The following is a 21,501-nucleotide window of genomic DNA, read 5'->3' on the forward strand; positions in this document are numbered from 1 at the left end:
GTGGTTCATTTTGAAACGCTCGACGACCGGGTGCTGCTCTCCGCCGACCTGATCCCCATCGAAGGCGCCATCGACCTGCCCGGCGAACAGGACGCCTACGTCTTCACCCTGACCGAACCTCAGGACGTGGTGTTCGACTCGCTGACCGGCGATTCGCAGCTGCGCTGGTCGCTGGAAAGCGAATCCGGCGCTCTCGTGTCCGACCGCCGCCTGGATCGGAGCGACGCCGGCGCGGTCTCCGACCCGATCCTGTCGCTGGAGCCGGGCGAATACCGGCTGACCATCGACGGCATCGGCGACCACACCGCGGATTACGGCTTCCGGCTGCTCAATGTCAGCAACGCCGAGACCCTGGTCTTCGGCGAGGTCGCGACGCCCGATCTGGACCCGGCCAACCAGGCCAACATCTTCACCTTCGACGCCGAGGCCGGGGACGAACTGATCCTCGACCTGCTCGACCGCACCGGCGGGTCGCCCAATGTCACGCTGGTGGATCCGTTCAACCAGGTCGCGCATAATCAGTTTTTCGGCCAGTCGCTCGAAATCCCGGTGCTGGCGCATTCGGGGACCTACACGCTGATCGTCGATTCGAACGCTTTCGACGCCTCGGCCAGCGCGATCCGCTTCCGGCTCGATCGCATCCTCGACATATCCCGCGACATCGCGGTGGGGGAGATGGTCGCCGACCGGCTGGCGCTGCCGGGCCAGACGGTGCGGCTGAACTTCACCCTCGACGCCGATGCGACGATCTATTTCGACGCCCTGACCGACAGCGACCTGCGCTGGCGGCTGACCGGCCCCTATGGCGAGGAATCCAGCACCGCCCCCTTCAGAAGCGCCAATATCAGCGGCGCCGTGAAGCTGTTCGACCTGACGGCGGGCGATTACGCGGTCGAGGTGACCGGGACGGCGGGGCTGACCGGCGATTTCGCCTTTCGCCTGATCGACGCCGCCGACGCCGAGGCGCTGGCCCTCGGCGATGGCCTGGAGATCACGCTGGGCGATCGCGGCGCCGCGAACGCGCAGGCGCGCGCCGCCGAGGCGCCGCCGGTCGCGGGGCTTGGCGGCGGCGCGCGATCGCTGCGCGTCAGCGCCTCGATCCCGGGCGCCAGCGTCCCTGACGCCCCGGCGCTGAACCCGGAAACGCTGACGCTGGAGGCCTGGTTCAATCCCGACCGCAACCAGCGCTTCAACGCGCTGGCGATCGGCAAGACCTTTCCGGCCTCGCTGTTCGACGGCTACGGGCTGGTGATGCTGGGCGGCGGCGAGATCGGGTTCTTCGTCGGCAATTCGGCAGGTTTTCCGGTGCGCGCCACGCTGCCCACCGAACAGTGGAGCCACGTGGCCGGGACCTATGACGGCAGCGTCATGCGGCTTTACGTGAATGGCGAACTGGTCGCGCAGGGCGATCAGGCGGGGCCGTATGATCAGAGCGCGGCGCCGCTGGGCATCGGCGGCGACGGCCTGGGCGGCGGCAACGATTTCGCCGGGTTGATCGACGAGGCCCGGCTGTGGGACGGCGCCCGCAGCGCCGCCCAGATCGCCGCCGCCTACAACAAGACCGTGGCCCCCGACGCCGCCGGGTTGATCGGCTACTGGAAATTCGACGAATCCGCCGGGCCTCTCGCCGCCGATTCCGCCGGCGATCTGGACGCGACCGCCGCCGCGCCGCCGCTGGAAACCCGCATCCTGCGCTTTGCAGGGACCGCCGGGCAGCAGTTGTTCATCGATGGCGACAACCCGAATTCCGCCCGCTTCGCCATGCGGCTGCTGGACCCCACGGGCAGGCAGGTCCGCCTGGAAACCGGCGACATCGGCGCGGTGACGCTGGCGCTGGACGGCGATTACCTGCTGCTGATCGAAGGCTACGACGCAAGCCGCGCCGCCGCGGCCTTCACGGTGACGGCGCGGGCGGTCCCCCCGGCGGCGCGGGCGACGACGGTGGGCGCCAAGGTGGAAAGCGAAATCGCCTTCCCCGGCCAGGTCATCGACTACGCCTTTGACATGGACGCCGCCGGGCCGCTGCTGATCGACCCGATTTCGGGCAGCGCCGCCATCTGGGCGCTGATCGACGGCGACGGCGCGGTCATCGACAGCCGCCGCTTCGATCAGTCGGAGTATTCCCAGGGCTTTGGCGACTGGCTTGAGCTGCCGTATCTGGAGGCCGGCGCCTATGCGCTGCGCATCTCGGGAAGCGGCGATCAGACGGGGGGCTTCGCCTTCGCGCTGCGCAGTCCGGGCGCCGCCGCCGCCTACACGCTCGGCGCCGACATCGACGCAAGCATCGCGCCGGGCGAGACCATCCTGCGCCGCTTCACCGGCTCGGCGGGCGACCTGCTGACGCTCACCCGGCGCGAGGGCATGGACCCCATTGTTTCGATCGGGCTCGCCGACGCCGAGGGGCGGATGCTGCTGCGCCCCGGCACGACGCCGGACGCGCAGTTCCGCCTGACAGCGGACGGCGCCTATTACCTGATCATCGAATCGCCGTTGTTTCTGACCGATGCGCGCACCGTGGCGGCGAAAGTCGCCGTGGAGGCCGGCGACGCCCCTGCGCCGCGCGGAACCGCGACCTCGATCGGCAGCGAGATCAGCGGCTCGCTGGCCAGTTCCGGCGATGTCGACGTCTTCAATTTCACCATCGACGCGCCGGCCTATCTGCGGTTCGATTCGCTGCTCACGTCCAGCTTCGATTTCCGCGGCCGATTGCGGCTGATCAGCCCCAGCGGCGCGCAGATCGCCGAGGGCAGGTTCTTCGATCTCGACGGGTTCTTCCAGTCCAACGATCCGGGCGGCTACCGGCTGACCCAGATCGGGACCTATGAAATCGAGGTGACCAGCCAGGCGGGCGCAAGCACGCTGGACTACGCCGTGCGGCTCATGGATCTCGACGCCGCCGCCGCCGTGACGATGGACGAGACCATCACCGGCGCCCTGACCCCGGGGCGGGCCGCGGCGGCCTATGCGTTCGATGCGACCGCCGGCGACCGGTTCGCCATCGAGGTCAACGAGGCCGGGGTCAGCAACGTCTTCGGCGCCGAAGTCCTGCTGATCGACCCCAAGGGCAAGCTGCTGGTTTCACGCCATTATCTGCGCGACCTGGCGCCTGTGGATCTGAGCGTCTCGGGAACCTACACGCTGATCGTCAAGGGCTCGCGCAACAACAACGACAACCCGTTCGTCTATGATTTCACCCTGCGCGCGCCGGCGGTTCAGGAAACCGCGATCAGCCTCGACACCCTGGTCGAGGACAGGTTCTCGCTGGCGAAGGGCGAGAACCGCTTCACCTTCGACATCGCGACGCGGACCCGCGTGGCGTTCGACGCCACGATCTACGCCAACCAGCTCTACTGGTGGCTCGAAGGCCCGCAGGGCGAAATCGTCACCCAGCGCTGGCTGCCGAGCGACGGTCAGGATTTCGGCGCCGCCAACCCGGCGCTGACGCTTGAGCCGGGCAGCTACACGCTGCGGGTCAACGCCCTGAACTCCGGCGTCGCGGACGTGGATTTCGCCTTCCTGCTGCGCGATCTGGGCGAGGGAGCGGCGCTGGCGGCTGACGATACGATCACCAGCGCCATCGCGTCGCGCCAGACGCTGACCTTCCGCATGACCCTGACCGCCGGGCAGGCCTATCTGGTGACCGCGCCTCGGCCCGCGGGCGCCGTGTATGAACCCTATCTGCGGGTGATCGACGCCAACGGGCGCCAGATCGCAGCCGGCCTGGCCAGTGATTTCCCGCCCTTCACGCCGGTGATCGGCGGCGCGCACACGCTGCTGGTCGAACGGCGGATCTTCGACAACGGCGCCGAGGCGGAGATCACCGTCGGGCTGCAGACGGTGGGCGTGGACACGCCGGTGGCGGTGGCCGTGGGCGATCAGACCGACGTGGAGGTCGCCCGCCCCTATCAGATCAAGACCTTCGAATTCACGCTCGGGGCCGACACCGACCTGTATTTCGACGCGCTGACCGACAGTTCCCAGCTGGAATGGAAGATCACCGGACCCGCGGGCGATCTCGCCCCCTTCCGCTCCTTCCAGCGGTCCAGCGGGGCCAATCTGTCCTCCGGTCTCAGTTCGATCTTCGCCGCGCCGGCGGGGGATTACACCCTGACCGTGCGCGGCCTGAACGGCCGCTCGGCCACCGGGGCGGCGCGGTTCCAGATCATCGACGCCGCCGCCGTCGCGCAGCCGACAAGCTTCGACGGCGTGACCCGCGCCACGCTCGACGCCGCGACGCAGACCCGGATCTACAGCTTCGACGCCGCCAAGGGCGATGTGATCTATCACGAATTGCTGTCCTCCACGCCCAGCTACCTCGACAGTTTCCGGCTCATCGGACCCGACAACCGCACGGTGGCCGGCCCATCGTCGTATTTCCGGTCTCTGGGCCGGGTGACGCTGCCCCGCGCCGGGCGGTACTATCTGGTGACCGAGGCGCGGCCCGGGCTGACCGACCCCGGGGTTTCCGTCGATTTCGCCATGCATCGCCCCGGCGGCGCCACGCGCGGCATCACGCTGGAAGGCCCCAACGGCCCCACCGGGCTGCTCAGCCGCGACGGGCGGGCGGGCAAGGCGGTGGCCTTCGGCGGGCATGAATACCTCGCCGGGGCGGCGCCGCTCGACGTGACCTCGGCCACCGATCTCACCGTCGAGGCCTGGATCCGCCCCGACCGGCCGCCCGCCACCTGGCAGCCGCTGGTCAACCAATACGCCAGCGGCGCGCGGGCGTTCTCGATCTGGCTGCGCAGCAACGGCGCGCTGTTCGTCAGCGCGCGCACCGCCTCCGGGGAGCAGACCTTCACCACCGGCGCCGGGCTGATCCGGTTCGAACAATGGTCTCACATCGCCGTCGTCACGGACCGCGCGGCGGGCACGCTGAAGCTCTATGTCAACGGCGCCGAGTCCGCGGCCTTCGCCATCAACGTCGATGCCGGCGACTGGACCGCGGACGGGGCGTTCCTGATCGGCGAATACGAAGGCGCGCGCAGCGGCTCCAACGCCTATTACGAAGGCCTGATGGATGACGTGCGGGTCTGGAGCGCGGCGCGCAGCGCCGCCGAGATCGCCGCCGCCATGAACGGCCCGCTGACCGGCGCCGAGGCCGGGCTGGCGCATTACTACGCATTCGACGATGCCGAGAGCGCCGCGCAGCTGACCGACGGCGGGCCGGGGGGCGTCGGGCTCGACAAGAAACTGCTGATCCCCACCGACGGCAACGCCGTCGCCGGGCGTTTCGCCAGCCCCGGCGACACCGATGTCTACACCTTCACGCTGGACGCGGACAAACGGCTCTATATCGACAATCTGATCAATGATTCCAATGTGGAGCTGGTGATCTCCGGCCCCGCCGGCCTGTCGATCACCCGCCGCCTGCACGCCGCCGACGGCAATGATTTCGGCGGCGGCGATCCCAGCTTCTTCGCGCCCGCGGGGGATTACGCGGTCACCTTGCGCGATCTGGGCGATGACAGCCCGACCTACGCCTTCCGGGTGGTGGATCTTGGCGACGCCACGCCGATCACCGGCTTCGAGGAGGTGCAGACCGGGATCCTGGCGCCGGGCAACGCCTCGTCGATCTTCAGCTTCAACCTTGCGGCGGGCGAACGGATCTATGTCGACTGGCAATCCACCGGGCTGGCGTCGCATACCGGGCGGCTGCGGCTGCTGGGGCCCAGCGGCGCGCAGGTGACCAGCGGCGGCTTCGCGGACCTTGCGCTGACGGCGCTGACCGGCGGGCGCTACACGCTGATCGTCGCCAGCGACGACGACATCCGCGACGCCAGCCGCGCCTTTCGCTTCGCGATCAACAAGTTCGCCGCCGAACCGGCCCCCAGCCCGCTGGCCGACGCGGTGGCGGTCACCGGCCCGGCGCGGGTCGCGGACCGCAACGGCGACCCGGGCGCGCTCGGGCTGAGCGGGGCCGAGTATTTCGCGGTTCCCGACGCGCCGGAACTCGACCTGATCGGCGACGTCACCGTCGAGGCCTGGATCCGCCCCGATCCGCAGCACACCACCTGGTCGCCGCTGATCGCCAAGGACGCCGAAGGGCGCAATGGCGGCTACGCCATGTATATCAACCGCAACGGCTCCATCTGGTTCGGAACCAGCCGGGCCAACGGGTCGAACGTCTCCACCCAGACCGCCGCGAACGCGACCGCCGTGGGCGAATGGGCGCATGTGGCCGGGGTGATCGACCGCACCAGCAACGAGTTGCGCATCTATGTCAACGGCGCGCTGGTCGCCAGCGCCGGCAACGTCGCCCCGGGCGGGCCGCAGGACGGGTTGGCGCTCGACAGCGACCTGCGCATCGGCTGGAGCACCCGTTCCTCGACCAGCTACCAGTTCTATGAAGGCGCCTTCGACGACGTGCGGCTGTGGTCCACGGCGCGCACGCCCGAACAGCTGATCGCGGGCCAGGACGGGGTGGCCCCCGACGCCCCCGGGCTGGTGCTGGATCTGGGCTTTGACGAGGCCGCGGGCGACGCCGCGCGCGACGCCACCGCCAACGGGCTCGACGCCGCCTATGCGGGGCTGGCCGAGGACGCGCTGCGCGGACGGATATCCCGCCCCAGCCAACGCGACGTCTACGAGTTCACCCTGACCGAAGAAACGCTGATCCGCTTTGACGCGTTCAACGACAACGACCGGCTGACGGCGACGCTGACCGGGCCGCAGGGCGTGGTGCTGAGCCGGGTTCTCAGCCAGATCGACGCCGCCGGGCTCAACGCTCCGGTGCTGCGCGCGCCGGCCGGGGATTATGCGCTGACCGTCAGCGGCGTCGGCGACGCCACCGGCTGGTACAATCTGCGGCTTCTGGACTTCGCCGCCGCCACGCCGCTGTCGCTGGGCACGGCGGTTGAGGCCGAGCTGAACACCGGCAAGCGCACCCATCTCTACAAGTTCACCGCCGCCGCCGGGGACCGGGTGTTTCTCGACAGCATATCCTTCGATCGCGAGATCAGCTGGCAATTGGTGGATTCCGCCGGGCGCCAGATCTATCAGCGCGACAGCAATCCCGTGGACGTGGAAAACCTGCTGCTGCGCGCCGGCGGAACCTATTACCTGCTGGTCGAAGGCAACGTCGCCTCGGACAAGAACTCCGCCTATTCGCTCGCCGTCTATCCCATGTCCGTGGGTCAGAGCGCGCTGACGCTCGACGCAAAGGCCGTGGGGGCCATCGCCACGCCGGGCGAGATCGACGAATGGGCCTTCACGCTCGACACGCCGTCGCGGCTCGTGTTCGACAGCCTCACCAATGATTCGGGGTTGCACTGGTCGCTCACCGGGCCCGAGGGCGTGGTGTTCGCGGGCCGGCGCATGGATCAGGCTGACTCCAACAGCTTCACGCAGGTGTCGCCGTTCTCGGGGTTCTCGGGCAATTACGACCTGCTGCCGGCGGGCGACTACGTGCTGCGCATCGACGGCGCCGGGTCGACCACCGGCGGCTACGCCTTCAGGATGATCGACCTCGCCACCGGGCCGCGATCCGTCAGCTTCGATTCGCTGATCGGCGGGGCCATCGGCGAAGACGGCCGCGAGACCGACGCGATTTCCTTCACCGCCGCGGCGCGCGAAACCATCCGCATCACGCTGCAGCCGGAAAGCTCCACCGAACCCTACTGGCGCCTGATCGGCCCCGACGGGGTCGAGGTGTTCGGCGTGCGGCGCATGGCCAGCACCGGGCTGATCACCCTGCAGCAGCCGGGCGACTACGTGCTGCTGATCGAGGGACGCATCACTTCCAGCGCCGATCAAAGCTACCAGTTCACCATCGAGAAAGAGAGTTTTCCCGCCGCCGTGGGCGAGACCGGCCAGACCTTCTCCGGCGCCGGCATGCCTTATGTGCTGTCCAACGAGGGCGGCGACGCCGCGACGCTGGAGCCGGGCGGCCCCACGGGCGCGTTCCTGCGGCTGGCCTCGCGCGACAGCGACAACGCCGCCAACGGCGTGTTCTTCTCGCGGGTCACGTCCGGGCGGCTCGACACGCTCGACATCGGCTTTGATCTGCGCATGACCCCGAACCCGGCGCTGAGCGGGCGCGCCGAGGGGTTCGGCTTCGCGCTGCTGCCGTCGTCGCTCTACGGCGACGGCGGCGTGGCGCCGTTGCCCACGGTGGAGCCCAATCTCACCGGCGCGCTGGGGCTGGGCTTCGACATCAACCAGGATGGCGGCGATCCCAACGATTCGGCGGTGTCGCTGCACTGGAACGGCGCCCGGATCGCCGACGCCGCCGATCCGGGGCTTGACCTGGCGTCGGGGGATTTCTTCCGCACCCGGGTCAGCCTGGAACGGGTCGCGGGCGGCGCGCTCGTCACCGTCGGACTCACGCCCGATGGCGGGGCGGAAAAGATCCTGTTCGATCAGGTGTTCCTGCGCGCGCTCGATCTGGGCGACAGCCGCATCGCCTTCAGCGCCCAGACCGACAGCCGCACCGCGCATCACGATCTGGACAACGTGACCCTGGCCGCCGCGGCCGCCGCCGATCCGGCCCCGACGGTGACGTTCGACGACGAGATTTCGGGCAACATCGTCACCGGCGGCGGCGTCGACCGCTTTTCGATGACCGTCACGGAACGCACGCTCGTGGCCTTCGACGCGCTCACCAACAACAGCGACCTGCGCTGGAACATCGCGCGGCCCGGCGGGGTCAGCGCCGCCGTCTTCACCGGCACCCGGTCCTTCACCGCCTCGGACGCCAACAACAGCACCCCGTTCGTGCTGGAGCCCGGAACCTACGAACTGCGGATCTTCGGGCGCACCGACGCCTTCACCGGCTCCTACGCTTTCCGGCTGATCGACGTCTTCGCGGGCGAGGCGATCACGCTGGGCGACACGGTGACCGGCGACCTGACGCCGGGGCGGGTGTCGCGGGCCTACAGCTTCGACGCCACCGCCGGGCAGCCGCTGTATTTCGACTATCTGTCCACCACCGACGGCAACATGGACTGGTCGCTGTTCGCGCCCGACGGCAAGCGGCTGTTCGGGCCGGTCAATTTCAACGCCAACGATCCGGGCACGGTGGTCGCGCCCGTCGACGGCGCCTACGCGGTGCTGGTCGAGGGGCGGATCTCGCGCGCCAACGCCATCGATTTTTCCTTTCGCGTCGCCGACGCCACCGCCAAGACCGCGGCGCTGACCCTGGGCGACATCGTCAGCGGCGCGGTGGATCAGCCGGGGCAGGCCGCGATCTACGCGTTCACGCTCGACGACGACGCGCGGCTGCTGTTTGACAGCCTCACCAACCGCTCCGACCTGAACTGGTCGCTGAGCGGGCCGGCCGGCGTGGTGGACGGGCGGCGTTTCGATCTGTCGGATTCGACCCGGCGCAGCGACGCGGCGACGATCTTCGCCCCCGCCGGCGCCTACACGCTGAGCGTCGCCTTCGATCGCGGCGCCACCGGCGATTTCAGCTTCGCGCTGCTGGATCTGGCCGACGCGACCAGCTTCGCGCCGGGCGAGGCGGTGACCGGCGAACTGGCCGCGCCCTTCGCAACCCGCATCTACAGCATGCAGGGCAGCGCCGGGGACGAGGTGTTCTTCGACCTGCGTTCGGTCGCCGGGCGCTACCTCACGGCGAAGATCATCGACCCGTTCGGCGGACTGGTGGATCGCGACACCTACAACCGCGACCCGGGCGCCGCCACCCTGCCCTTCGACGGCGTCTACACCATCGTGCTCGAAGGCCAGTTCGACATCAGCGAACCGATCAGCTTCGACTTCGCCCTGAACCCGGTGGAGCGCACGCCCGCGGCGCTGACCCTGGGGGACACCGTGTCCCAGACCCTGTCGCCCTCGGGCGACGTGGATGTCTACGCCTTCACGCTCGACGCCGAAACCCGGATCTACGTGGACCTGCTGAGCCCCGGCGACGGCAACCTGTCCTGGGTGCTGAACGGCCCCGGCGGGCGCATCGACGGGCGCGGCTTTTCCAATTCGGATTCCTACAGCGCCAATTCGGCGCCGATGCATCTGCTGGCGGCGGGCGCGTATTCGCTGACCGTCAGCGCCGCCAACGATTTTTCCAGCGGCTACCAGCTGCGGGTCCTGGACGTGGCCGACGCTGTCGCGCTGACCCCCGGCACGCCGGTGGAAAGCACCCTGGCGCCGGGCAGCGAGACCGAAATCTACGCCTTTGACGCCGAGGTCGACGACCGGTTCTTCTTCGACGCCATCTCCAATGCCGGCAACACCGCCTACTGGCGGCTGATCGGGCCGCGCGGCCAGCAGATCTTCGCCAGTTTCTTCCAGGACGCCGAAGACGTGCGCATGCCCGAGACCGGGCGATACCTTCTCGTCGTCGCGGGCAACATCTTCAGCTTCGCCGGCAGTTCGGACTACCGCTTCAACCTGCTGGCGGCGATCGACCGGGCGCCGATCCGCATCAACACGCTTGAAATCCTGCCCGGACCCGACCTCGCCCTGTCGGGGCTGGGGGCGGCGGCCGCGGGCGGCGGGGCCATCCGGTCGGGCGACGAGATCACCGTATCCTGGACCCTGAGCAATTCCGGCGACGAGCCCATGACCACGCCGATCGTGGAGCGCGTGCAGATCCTCAACGCCGCGGGCGACGTGCTGGCCGACAAGCTGGTGGATTTCACGCCGGGCGGCGGCGGGCTGGCGGTCGGGGGCGCAACCGCGCGCGCGACCGTCATGCAGCTGCCCGAGGGCGCCGCGGGCGCCGGCGAACTGACCCTGCGCGTCGAAACCGACGCCGAGAACGCGGTGGACGAATTCGCGCCGCTGGGCAACGCCGAGGCCAACAACGTCGCCACCTTCGGCTTCGTCTCGGCGCTGGCGCTGGACCCGGATCTGCGGGTGCGCGACCTGACCGCCGATCCCGCCGCCGGCTGGGCCCCGGGGGATTCGGTGACGCTGGCCTGGGTGTCGGAAAACATCGGCGGCGAGGCCACGGACGGCGGCTGGACCGAACGCGTCACCGTGCGCAACGTCAACACCGGGCAGGTGGTGGTCACCCGCGACGTGGTGACGCCGGCCGCCAACGGGCTGGACGCGGGCGCGGAGGTCGCGCGTTCGGTGCAGATCACCTGGCCGGGCGGGCGCAGCGCCACCGGGCGCTTCGTGATCGAGGTGACCACGGATTTCCTCAGCGAGATCCGCGAGACCGCGGAGGGCCACGACGCCGAGGCCAACAACGCCGCGCCGATCACCGTGTATTCGGCCCCGGATCTGGTGGTCGAGACCCTCGCCGTCACCGGCGCGCTGCGCGCCGGCGGGACCGTCACCGTCACCTGGGACGTGGTCAACGCCGGCAACGCCGCCACCGCCCAGGACTGGAGCGACCGGCTGTTCATCCAGCGCGTCGACACCGGCGAGACGCTGGCCGACGAATCGATTTCCCATGACGGCGCGCCGCTGGCGCCGGGGGCGCGCCTGACCCGCAGCGTCAGCGTCGCCCTGCCCGAAGGGCTGCGCGGCGTCGGCGCCCTGCGCGCCATGCTGCGCGCCGATTTCGGCCCCTTCGGTCAGAACACGGTGATCGAGGCGGCCCCGGGGGTCAACGCCGAGGCCAACAACCTCGCGCAGGTGGACTTCATTTCGGAAGAAACGCCTTACGCCGATCTGCGCGTCACCGCCGTGACCGCGCCCGCCACCGCGCGCGGCGGCGAATCCCTGACCGTGGGCTGGACCGTGCGCAACGCCGGCGGGGCCGCGGCCTCGGGCGCCGGCTGGGTCGACCGGGTGATCGTGTCGCGCAACGCCATCTTCGGCGACGGCGACGACGTGGCGATCGGCGAACTTGCCCGCGACGCGGCGCTGGCGGCGGCTGACGAATACACCGCCAGCCTCGATCTGATCCTGCCCACCGGGCTCGAGGGCCCGAGCTTCATCTTCGTGCTCGCCGACGCGGACGCGGCGATCATCGAACCCGACACCCGCGGCGACAATGCGTCCGCGCCGAAATCCATCACGCTCAGCTCCCCGGCCGCGGATCTGGCGGTGCAGGCGGTGTTCGGCCCCGCCGAGCAGGTGACCAGCGGCGAAAAGATCACCGTCGCCTGGCGGGTGCGCAACGCCGGCGCCGACGCCGCCGTCGGCGGCTGGACCGACCGGGTGATCCTGTCGCTCGACGGCGTGGCGGACGCCGATGACGTGGTGCTGGCCGACCTGGCGCGGGCCGCGCCGCTGGACCCGGGCGCCGAATACAGCGCCGCCGTCGAGGTGACGCTGCCGCTGTCGCTGTCGGGCGAATACCGGCTGCTGGTGCTGGCGGACGCCGACGGCGCGGTCTTCGAACGCGGCGACACCGCCAACAATCTGGGCGAGGCCGGGGCGCTGGTGCGCATCGCCGCGGCCCCGGCGCCGGATCTGGCGGTCTCCGCCGTGACCGGCCCGACCGAGGGCCGCCCCGGACAGGGGGTCGAGGTCACCTACACCGTGACCAACACGGGCGTCGGCCCGGCCCGCGCGCCCTGGTCCGACCGCATCCTGCTCAAGCGCCCCGGCGGCGGGCAGGACGCGCTGGCGGTTCTGGACCGCAGCTTCGATCTGGCGGTGGGCGAAAGCTACACCGACACCGTGACCGTGGTCCTGCCCGACCGCGCAGACGGCGAATACGAATTCGTGGTGGTCAGCGACTGGCGCCACGAGGTCTATGAAGGCGGGCTGGAGGCCAACAACACCGCCAGCCCGACGGCGCCGCTGACCCTGCGCCACCCCAATCTGGTGACCGGCGCGGTGTCAGTCCCCGACGGCGCGCATGATTCCGGCGACGTGATCACCGTGGCCTGGAGCGTCGGCAATCAGGGCGCGGCGCCCACCGGCGGCGCCTGGCGCGATGAAATCTGGCTGTCGCGCGACGACGTGCTGGACGGCGACGACATCCTGCTGGGATCGCTGACGCGGGACGCGGATTTCGCGCTCGGCGTCGGCGAAAGCTACGACGCCGCGCTGGACGTGACACTGGGGCTGGGGCTGTCGGGCGCCTACCGGGTGCTGGTGTTCGCCGACGCGAGCGACATCGTCGAGGAACGCGGCGACGAGGGCGACAATGTCGCGGGCGACGCGCTGTCGGTGACCCTGTCGCCCTTCGCCGATCTCGCGGTCACCGCCGTGACCGCCCCAACCCGCACCATTGGCGATCCGGCGCGCGTGAACATCGGCTGGACGGTCGAAAACAGGGGCACCGGCGCCGGCTTCGCCGCCAGCTGGACCGACCGGCTGATCCTGTCGCGCAACGATGTGCTGGGCGACGCCGACGACGTGACGATCGGCGAATTCCGCCGCGACGGCGCGCTGGAGGCGGGGGCGAGCTACGAGCGCATCGAAAGCATCCTGCTGCCGCCGGCCTTCCTCGGCCGCTTCACGCTCCACGTGGTCACGGATTCCGACGACGAGGTGTTCGAGAACGGCTCGGAAACCGACAACGCCCTGAGCTTCGCCGAGGATTTCGACGTGATGCCGCTGCCGTTCTCGGATCTGGTGGTGGAGAGCCTCGCCGTGTCCCCCGGGGCGCAAAGCGGCGATCGGCTGGAGGTGACATGGACGGTGCGCAATCAGGGCATCGGGCTCACCAACAGCTTCGCCTGGACCGATCAGGTGTATCTGAGCCAGAACCCCGACGGCTCCGACGCGGTGCGGCTCGGCGTGTCCGAACATCTGGGCGCGCTGGACGTGGACGGGCGCTACACCACGACGCTGGACGTGACCCTGCCCGACGGCATTTCCGGCACGTGGTATGTCCGGGTCGACGTCCCCGGGGGCGACCGGATCATCTCCAACCCCTTCGAATTCGTGTTCTCGGACAACAATTCCACGGTCTCGGCCGGGTTCGAGGTGGCGCTGGCGCCGACCGCCAACCTCAAGGTCACCGACGTGATCGCGCCCGACACGGCGCAGGAAGGCGCCGTGGTCGACATCACCTGGACGGTGACCAACGCCGGCGCCGAGACGGCGCGCGAAACCTGGGTCGACCGGGTCTACATGCGCCGCGCCGGCGATTCCGGGCTGGGGGCGCTGATCGGGACCTACACCTATGCCGAGGGGCTCGACGCCGGGCGCAGCTACACGCGCACGGAACAGATCAAACTGCCGAGCAAGACCTCGGACCGGTTCGAATTCTTCGTGGTCACCGACCAGACCGACAAGGTCTACGAACAGGGCGGCGAGAACGACAACACCTCGACCGCCGACGCCTCGGTGCTGGTCAGCGTGCTGCCGCGCCCGGATCTGCAGGTGTCCGGGATCGTCGCGCCGGACGTGGTGGACGCCGGCGGCACGGCGTCGCTGGAATTCACCGTCATCAATCAGGGGCCGGTGGCCACCAACGTGCCAAGCTGGACCGACGCGGTGTATCTGTCGCTCGACGCCAAGGTGACGGCGGACGACATCCTTGTGGGGCGCTACGCCAACGGCGCGGCGCTGGACGCCGGCGAACAGTATCGCACCATCGCCGACAGCTTCAGCATCCCGATCCGCTATCGCGGCACGGTCTACCTGATCGCCGTGGCCGACGATCAGACCCGCGTCGACGAATGGCCCAATGACGACAACAACCGCCGCGTGCACGAACTGTTCGTCACCCCGGCGCCCTTCGCGGATCTGGTGGTGTCGGAGGTGGCCTCGCCGGCGCAGGCCTTCACCACCAACACCATCGAGGTGAAATACACGGTCACCAATCTGGGCGCCGGGGCCACCAACACCGGGGCCTGGACCGAACAGATCTGGCTGACGCTGGACAAGAACCGCCCGCATCCGGGCCAGGGCGACGTGCTGCTGAGGACCATCCAGTACACCGACGGCGTGCTGGCGCGCGAGGCCGGCTACGACCGCACGGTGACGGTGACGCTGCCCGACAACATCCCCTCGGGCGAATATTTCATCACCCCCTGGGTCGATCCCTATGACGTGGTGCTGGAGGACACGCTGGCGATCAACGTCAACCCCGACGATCCCAACGAGATCGACAACAACAACTACAAGGCCGGCGGCGGCGACGTGATCGGCCAGAAGCGGCTGGTGCAGATCGTCGCCAAGCCCGCCGAGCCGCCCCTGCCCGTCGACGTGCGCGTGGAGACGGTGAACGCCACCGCCACGGCGCGCGGCGGCGACGTGTTCGAGGTGAGCTGGGAGGTCAGGAGCGTCGGCGAGGGCCGGGCCGCGGGCATGGAGGACTGGGTCTGGCTGTCGGACAAGCCGGGCTTTGACGACCCGGACGCCAGGATGACCTTGCTGGGCCGCTTCCCGGCCAGCGAAACGCTGGAGACCGGCGAAAGCTACACGCGCAGCATCTCGGTGACCCTGAACCCGTCGGCCCATGGCCAATACGTGTTCGTGCAGTCGGATTTCAGGCTGGACGAGACTCCGAACAACAATATCGCCGTCGGCGCCACTGCGGTCACCGACCTGAAGGCGGATCTGCAGGTGGCCTCGGTCACGCCCTCGGCGGGCGCGACCTCGGGCGAGACGGTGACCGTCGACTACGTGGTGGAGAACCGCGGAACCGACGCCATGTGGTCGGGCACCCAGTTCTGGACCGACCAGATATGGATCACCAAGGATTCCGAATTCATCCTCGAACGCGCGGTGTTCATGGCCAGCGAGCGCGTGGCGCTCGACGAACCGCTGGCCGCCGGGGACAGCTACGCGCGCAGCGTCGACATCACCCTGCCGCCGGGGATCGAAGGCGACTGGCATGTCTACGTCATCACCAATGTCAGCCCCCGGGCGCGCAATCCGCTGGATCACAGCGCGCCCGACAGCGGCGACAACGACACGCTCACGGAAGACTACACGCTGCGCCACGCCTACGAACCCGAGGCCGGCAAGTTTCTGACCGCCGACATGCCGGTCATCTACGCCGAACCGAACCTGACCATCTCGGACATCACGCTGCCCGACAACCTGCAGGCCGGCGCCCGGGTGGAGGTGACATTCACCGTCACCAACAGCGGCAACCGCGCCACGCGCGAGGACCGCTGGACCGACCGGGTGTATCTGTCGCTCGACGGATCGCTGGACCGGCAGGATTACGAATTGCCGCTGCCGGGCGTGAGCGGGCTGTTCGCCGCCAACATCCATTCCGGCGTGCTGGAGGCGGGCGAAAGCTACACCGCCACGGTGACGCTGGATCTGCCTTTCGATGTCGAGGGCGACTACAGCGTGCTGGTGGGCGCCGACAGCACCATCCGCCAGACCTTCCAGCGCCAGAGCAGCATTTCCCCCCGCCTGCCGGGGCTCGGCAATCCGCCGCGCGCCGATGGCGAGACCGGGGCATTCGATTCCACCGGGCTGGTGCGCGAATTCGCCGGCGAGGGCGACAACATCGCCGCGCGCGCCGTGACCATCGCCGCCTTCGACGGGCCCGACCTGCAGGTGACCGCGGTCGCGGCGCCCGAACGCGCCACCCGCGGCCAGCCCTTCGACCTGTCATGGACCGTGACCAACAAGGGCCAGGCGGTGTTCGCGAACCAGACCAGATGGACCGATCTGGTCTATCTGTCGCGCGATCCGTTTCTTGACCCCCGCGCCGATCTCTATCTCGGGTCGGTCGAACATGTCGGGGCGCTCGGGGCCGGGGAAAGCTACACGGTGGACAAGGCCTTCACCATGCCCGCCAATCTGGCGACCGAGGCGTGGTATGTGTTCGTGATCACCGACCCGACCCAGACCAGCGTCAGCGGCAAGGTCTACGAGGGCGGGCGCGAACGCAACAACAACCGCGCCGCCGACCTGCCGGTGATCGTGGAGCTGCCGCCGCCCACGGATCTGGAGGTGACCGCCGTCACCGTGCCCGCCAACGCCAAGGCGGGCGAGCCGATCTCCGTCACCTGGACGGTGACCAACACCTCCGACGAACCGGCCAAAGGCACGTGGTCCGACGCGGCGTTCCTCAGCACGGACGCCACCTGGGACATCGGCGACCGGCCGCTGGGCCGGATGCAGTTCACCGGCACGCTGCTGCCGGGCGAAAGCTATTCCCAGACCCTGACCGTCACCATGCCCGGCGTCGCCGGCGGCGATTACCGGATCATCATCCGCGCCGACATCTTCAATCAGGTGCATGAGGGCGATCAGGAGGCCAACAACCGCACCGCCTCGCCCGACGCGATCAGCCTCGCCGTCGATCCGATCTTCCTCAACACCCCGCTGACCACGCGGCTCGACCCCGGGCAGGAACGGCTGTTCCGCATCGAGGTGCCCCAGGACCAGACGCTGCGCGTCACCCTGTCGTCCAGCAGCGACGCGGCGGTCAACGAGATCTTCATCCGCCACGACGCGGCCCCGACCTCGGCGCAGTTCGACGCCACCTATGAAGGCATCGTGTCCAGCGACCTCACCGCCATCGTGCCCTCGACCGAGCCGGGGGTGTATTACATCCTCGCGCGCGGATTCTCGGGCGCCGCCGAGGGCTCCGACGTGACCCTGCTGGCGGAATTGCTGCCGCTGGTGATCACCGACGTGAAAACCGACACGGGCGGCGATTCCAAATGGGTCACCACCCGCATCACCGGGGCGCAGTTCAGCGAAAACGCCGTGGTGAAGCTGATCCGCCCCGGCATCGCCGAATACGAACCGGCGCAGTGGAAGGTGGTGAACTCGACCGAAATCATCGCCGCCTTCGACCTCTCCGACGCGCCGCACGGGCTGTATGACGTGGCGGTGATCAACCCGTCGGGCGACATCGCCTCGGCGCCGTATCGCTTTCTGGTGGAACGGACCATCGAAGGCGACGTCACCATCGGCATCGGCGGACCGCGCGCCATCCTCGCCGGGGACACCGAGACGTTTTCGATCGCGCTGCAGAACACCGGCAACATCGACGCGCCCTACACCTTCTTCCAGGTCGGGGCGCCGCAGCTCAACATCAACCCGCGGGTCTACGGCCTGCCCTATCTGGAGGTCGCCTCCAACGTCAACGGCACGCCCGAAGGCGCGGCGGGAACCGACAATGAAAACGTGCCGTTCTTCGACCTCGACGGGGTCACCAACACCAACGGCCAGCTGCTGAGCGAAGGGTTCCTTTACGACCAGCCCGCCGACGGCTTCGCCGGGTCCAGCTTCAACGTGTCCACCTATCCCGGCCTGCGCGAACTGCACGAACAGGCCTTCGCGGCGTTCAAGGACCGCATGGCGAACTATTTCCCCGATCTGGCGGAAGAATTCCTCACCGACGGGCCGGAGGGGCTGGAAGGCTTCTTTGACGCGGTGCAGGAAAAGGCGGCGGATATCGACCCGCGTCTGGGCCAGGCGCTGGCCGGGCTCGACCTGTTCGAGATGTATCAGGAGAACACCGCCGTTCCCGACAAATGCGCGCAGCTGTTCATCCCGTTCCGCTTCCACCTGTTCGCCACCGCCACCACCATGAGCCGCGAGGAATACGTCGCGTTCCAGACCGAGCGGGCGCTGGACCTGCGCCAGGCGATCCTGAACGCCCCGGCGGGCGAGGTGAACGCATCGCTGCTGGCGCTGGCGGGCGATTCCGGCGACTGGACGAACCTGTATCTGGCGGCGCTCGAAGACGCCGGGCTGCTGCGCCCGGACGGGGTCGAGCCGCCGATCCGCGAACGCCAGGAAATCATCAGCCTGATGGCCACCATCGCCTCGGGCGTGCTGTTCGGCCCGGCGGGGGCGGAGGTGCGCGGCGACGCCGACATTCTCGGCTTTTTCGAACAGCTGCGCACGCTTTACGGCCATGACCTCAACCGGCTGGCGGAGATCGAATTCTGGGAAGAGCGCGGCAGCATCGAATGCGGCTTCGGCGAAATCCCGGTGCCCGCGCTGCCGGATTTCGAAGACTACGATCTGGGGCTGGACAACCAGACCCATTTCGAGGCCTTCCGCATCTTCGTGCCCTGGATCGCCTTCGAGGAGCGCGGCGCCGGGCTGCCCGCCGATTTCCAGATCAACGGCCCGCCCCCGGTGGGCGGCGAGGGGTTCTCGGCGCTGGATTTCAGCGAATTCCTCGAACGCGAGGGCGCCACCGGCGCCACCGCCTCGATCACCGGACCGCAGACCGTCGACACCAATGGCTGGCTGCCCGCCGGGCAGGCCCTGCCCTACGCGGTGAATTTCGTCAACGACCCGTCCTCGTCATCCTTCGTCAACGAAATCCGCGTGGTCGCCACGCTGGACGAGGACGTGGACGCCAACAGCTTCCAGCTCGGCGACATCAAGATCGGCGAATTCACCATCGACGTGCCCGACGGGCGCTGGATGTTCCAGCAGGATTTCGATTTCGTCGATCAGCGCGGCTTCATCCTGCGCGTCAGCGCCGGCGTCGACCTGTTTCAGGACCCCAAGGCGGCGAGCTGGCTGCTGCAGGCCATCGACCCGCTGACCGGCGAACTGATGCAGGATCCCTCCAAGGGCCTGCTGGCCCCCAACGACGCCTTCGGCAACGGCGCCGGCTTCGTCAGCTGGACCGTGAAGCCCGCCGCGGACATCGAGACCGGGCGCGAGATTTCCGCCTCGGCGCGGGTGATCTTCGACACCCAGGCCCCGGCGGACACGGCGGTGCTGTCGCAGATGGCGGACGGGCGCGCGCCGGTCACCAGCCTGAGCGCGACGCGCATCGGCGCGACCCGAAATTTCGTGATCAACTGGGAGGCGAGCGACGATTTCTTCGGCTCCGGCGTCAAGCACGTGACGCTCTACGTTGCCCAGGACGGCGGCGATTTCAAGATCTGGCAACGCCGACTGACCGAATCCTCGGGCGAACTGGTCTATGAAGGCGAGGCCGGAAAAACCTATGAATTCCTGGCGCTTGCCACCGACAACGCCGGCAATCAGGAACAGCCGGAGGCCGGGGTCAACGCGGTTTCGGACGGCTCGGAGGTCAATCTCGGGGGGACGCCCGCCGTCGCCGGCACCACGCCGCCGAATTTCGGCATCCCGCCGGAACCCACGCCCGTTCCCTCGACCAACCCGCTGTTCACCGCGGCCGAGGACGGCATCCCCTCGGCGCTGGTCCACATCAACCCGGCGGCCTTCGGCGAGACCCTCGCCCCCTTCGCGGCGCGCGCCTTCGCGGTGGGGATCCCGGCGAGTTTCTCGGGCATTGCGCCCATGGCGATCGCCGAAACCCCGGACGGCGATTTCCTGATTTCCGGCGGCGCCAATCGCGGCAGCATCTTCCGCGTCGATGCGCTGGGCGGCCCGGTGGGCGATCCGCTGATCACGCTCGATTTCCCGGTGTTCAACCTGCTGTTCGACCATGACGGGCGGCTCTGGGCGACCACCGGCGGCGACAAGCTGCTGGAACTGGACCCGGCCACCGGCGGCATCCTCGCCGAGCACGGCGTCGGGGTGTCCATGGGGCTCGCGGTCGATCCGGTGTCGGGCGATCTTTACGTGGGCACAAGCCAGGGCGTGGAGATCTTCGACCGCGCCGCCGGCGAATTCAAGAAATTCAGCCGCGACCAGAACCTGCGCGTGGGCTCGCTGGCCTTCGCCGGGGACGGCACGCTCTGGGGCGTCACCTGGCCGGACCGCGAACAGGTCGTCAGCTTCAACGACCGCGGCCGCGCCGAATTGCAGCTGAAATTCGACGCGCCGGTGGACAGCCTGGCCTTCGGGCAGGCCGGCACCGATCTGGAGGATCTGCTGTTCGTCACCCACACGCGCGGGCTGGCCGACGCGGCCGGGGCGGCGATCTCGGGATCGACCCTGACCATGGTCGACGTCGCCACCCTGCGCCGCGTCGAAGTGGCCCGCAAGGGCGAACGCGGCGACGTCGTCATCACCACCTCGGACGGCCGGATCATGGTCAGCCAGTCGAGCCAGGTGGACGTGCTGAGCCCGATCTTCGCGCCCTCGGTCGTGGCCACCAATCCGCCCGATCAGGGGGTCGCGGCGCTGCCCATGCCGTTCCTGCGGGTGACCTTCGACATCGACATGCTGGCCGGCGACGCCAACGCCTCGGGCTCGGTGCTGAACCCCGACAACTACGCGCTGACCGGCGCCGACGGCGACGCGATCGAGGTCAAGGGCGTGGTCTACGACGCCCAATCCCGCACCGCGATCCTGACCTTCGGGGCGCTCAATCCCGACGAATACACGCTGGTGGTGTCGGATCGGGTGTCCTCGGCGTTCGGGCAGACGCTGCTCGACGACTATCGGACCAGCTTCACCGCCGTCACCGACCTGTCAGCGGTGCTGCGCGTGACCTTCGCCAACACCCGCTTCGATCGCGCCGCCGGCGCGGTGTCCTATGACGTGGAGATCACCAATGCCGGCAACCGCCCGGTGGCGCTGCCGGTGGTGCTGGCGCTGGACCCGCAGGACGGCTACGAGGGCCTGCCGCTGGGCGTCGTCGCGCCAGGCGCCGACGGGCGCTGGCTGATCGACCTTTCGGACGCGCTGCCGCCGGGCGGGCGGCTGGAGGCCGGAGAGACCGCCGCCGGGCGCACCGTGTCCATCGTCACCCGCAACCGCGCGCCGGTGGCCTTCGACGTGGATCTGCTGGGCAGCGCCCCGGACAACACCGCGCCGGAGATCACCTCGACCCCGCCCGAGACCGCCGAGATCGGCCAGCCCTTCGCC

At 69.1% G+C, this 21,501-nt stretch carries 1 protein-coding gene (cut by a window edge); it reads left to right on the forward strand.

Annotation, left to right across the window (positions count from 1 at the left end):
* Positions 1-21,501 carry part of the coding region annotated (locus tag AC1HC7_RS12895) for an Ig-like domain-containing protein (RefSeq protein WP_479499080.1) on the forward strand (this coding region is incomplete at its 3' end). The annotated region continues 14,516 nt past the right edge of the window, so 21,501 of the 36,017 annotated nt are shown.

The sequence above is a fragment of the Oceanicella sp. genome (assembly GCF_056449545.1).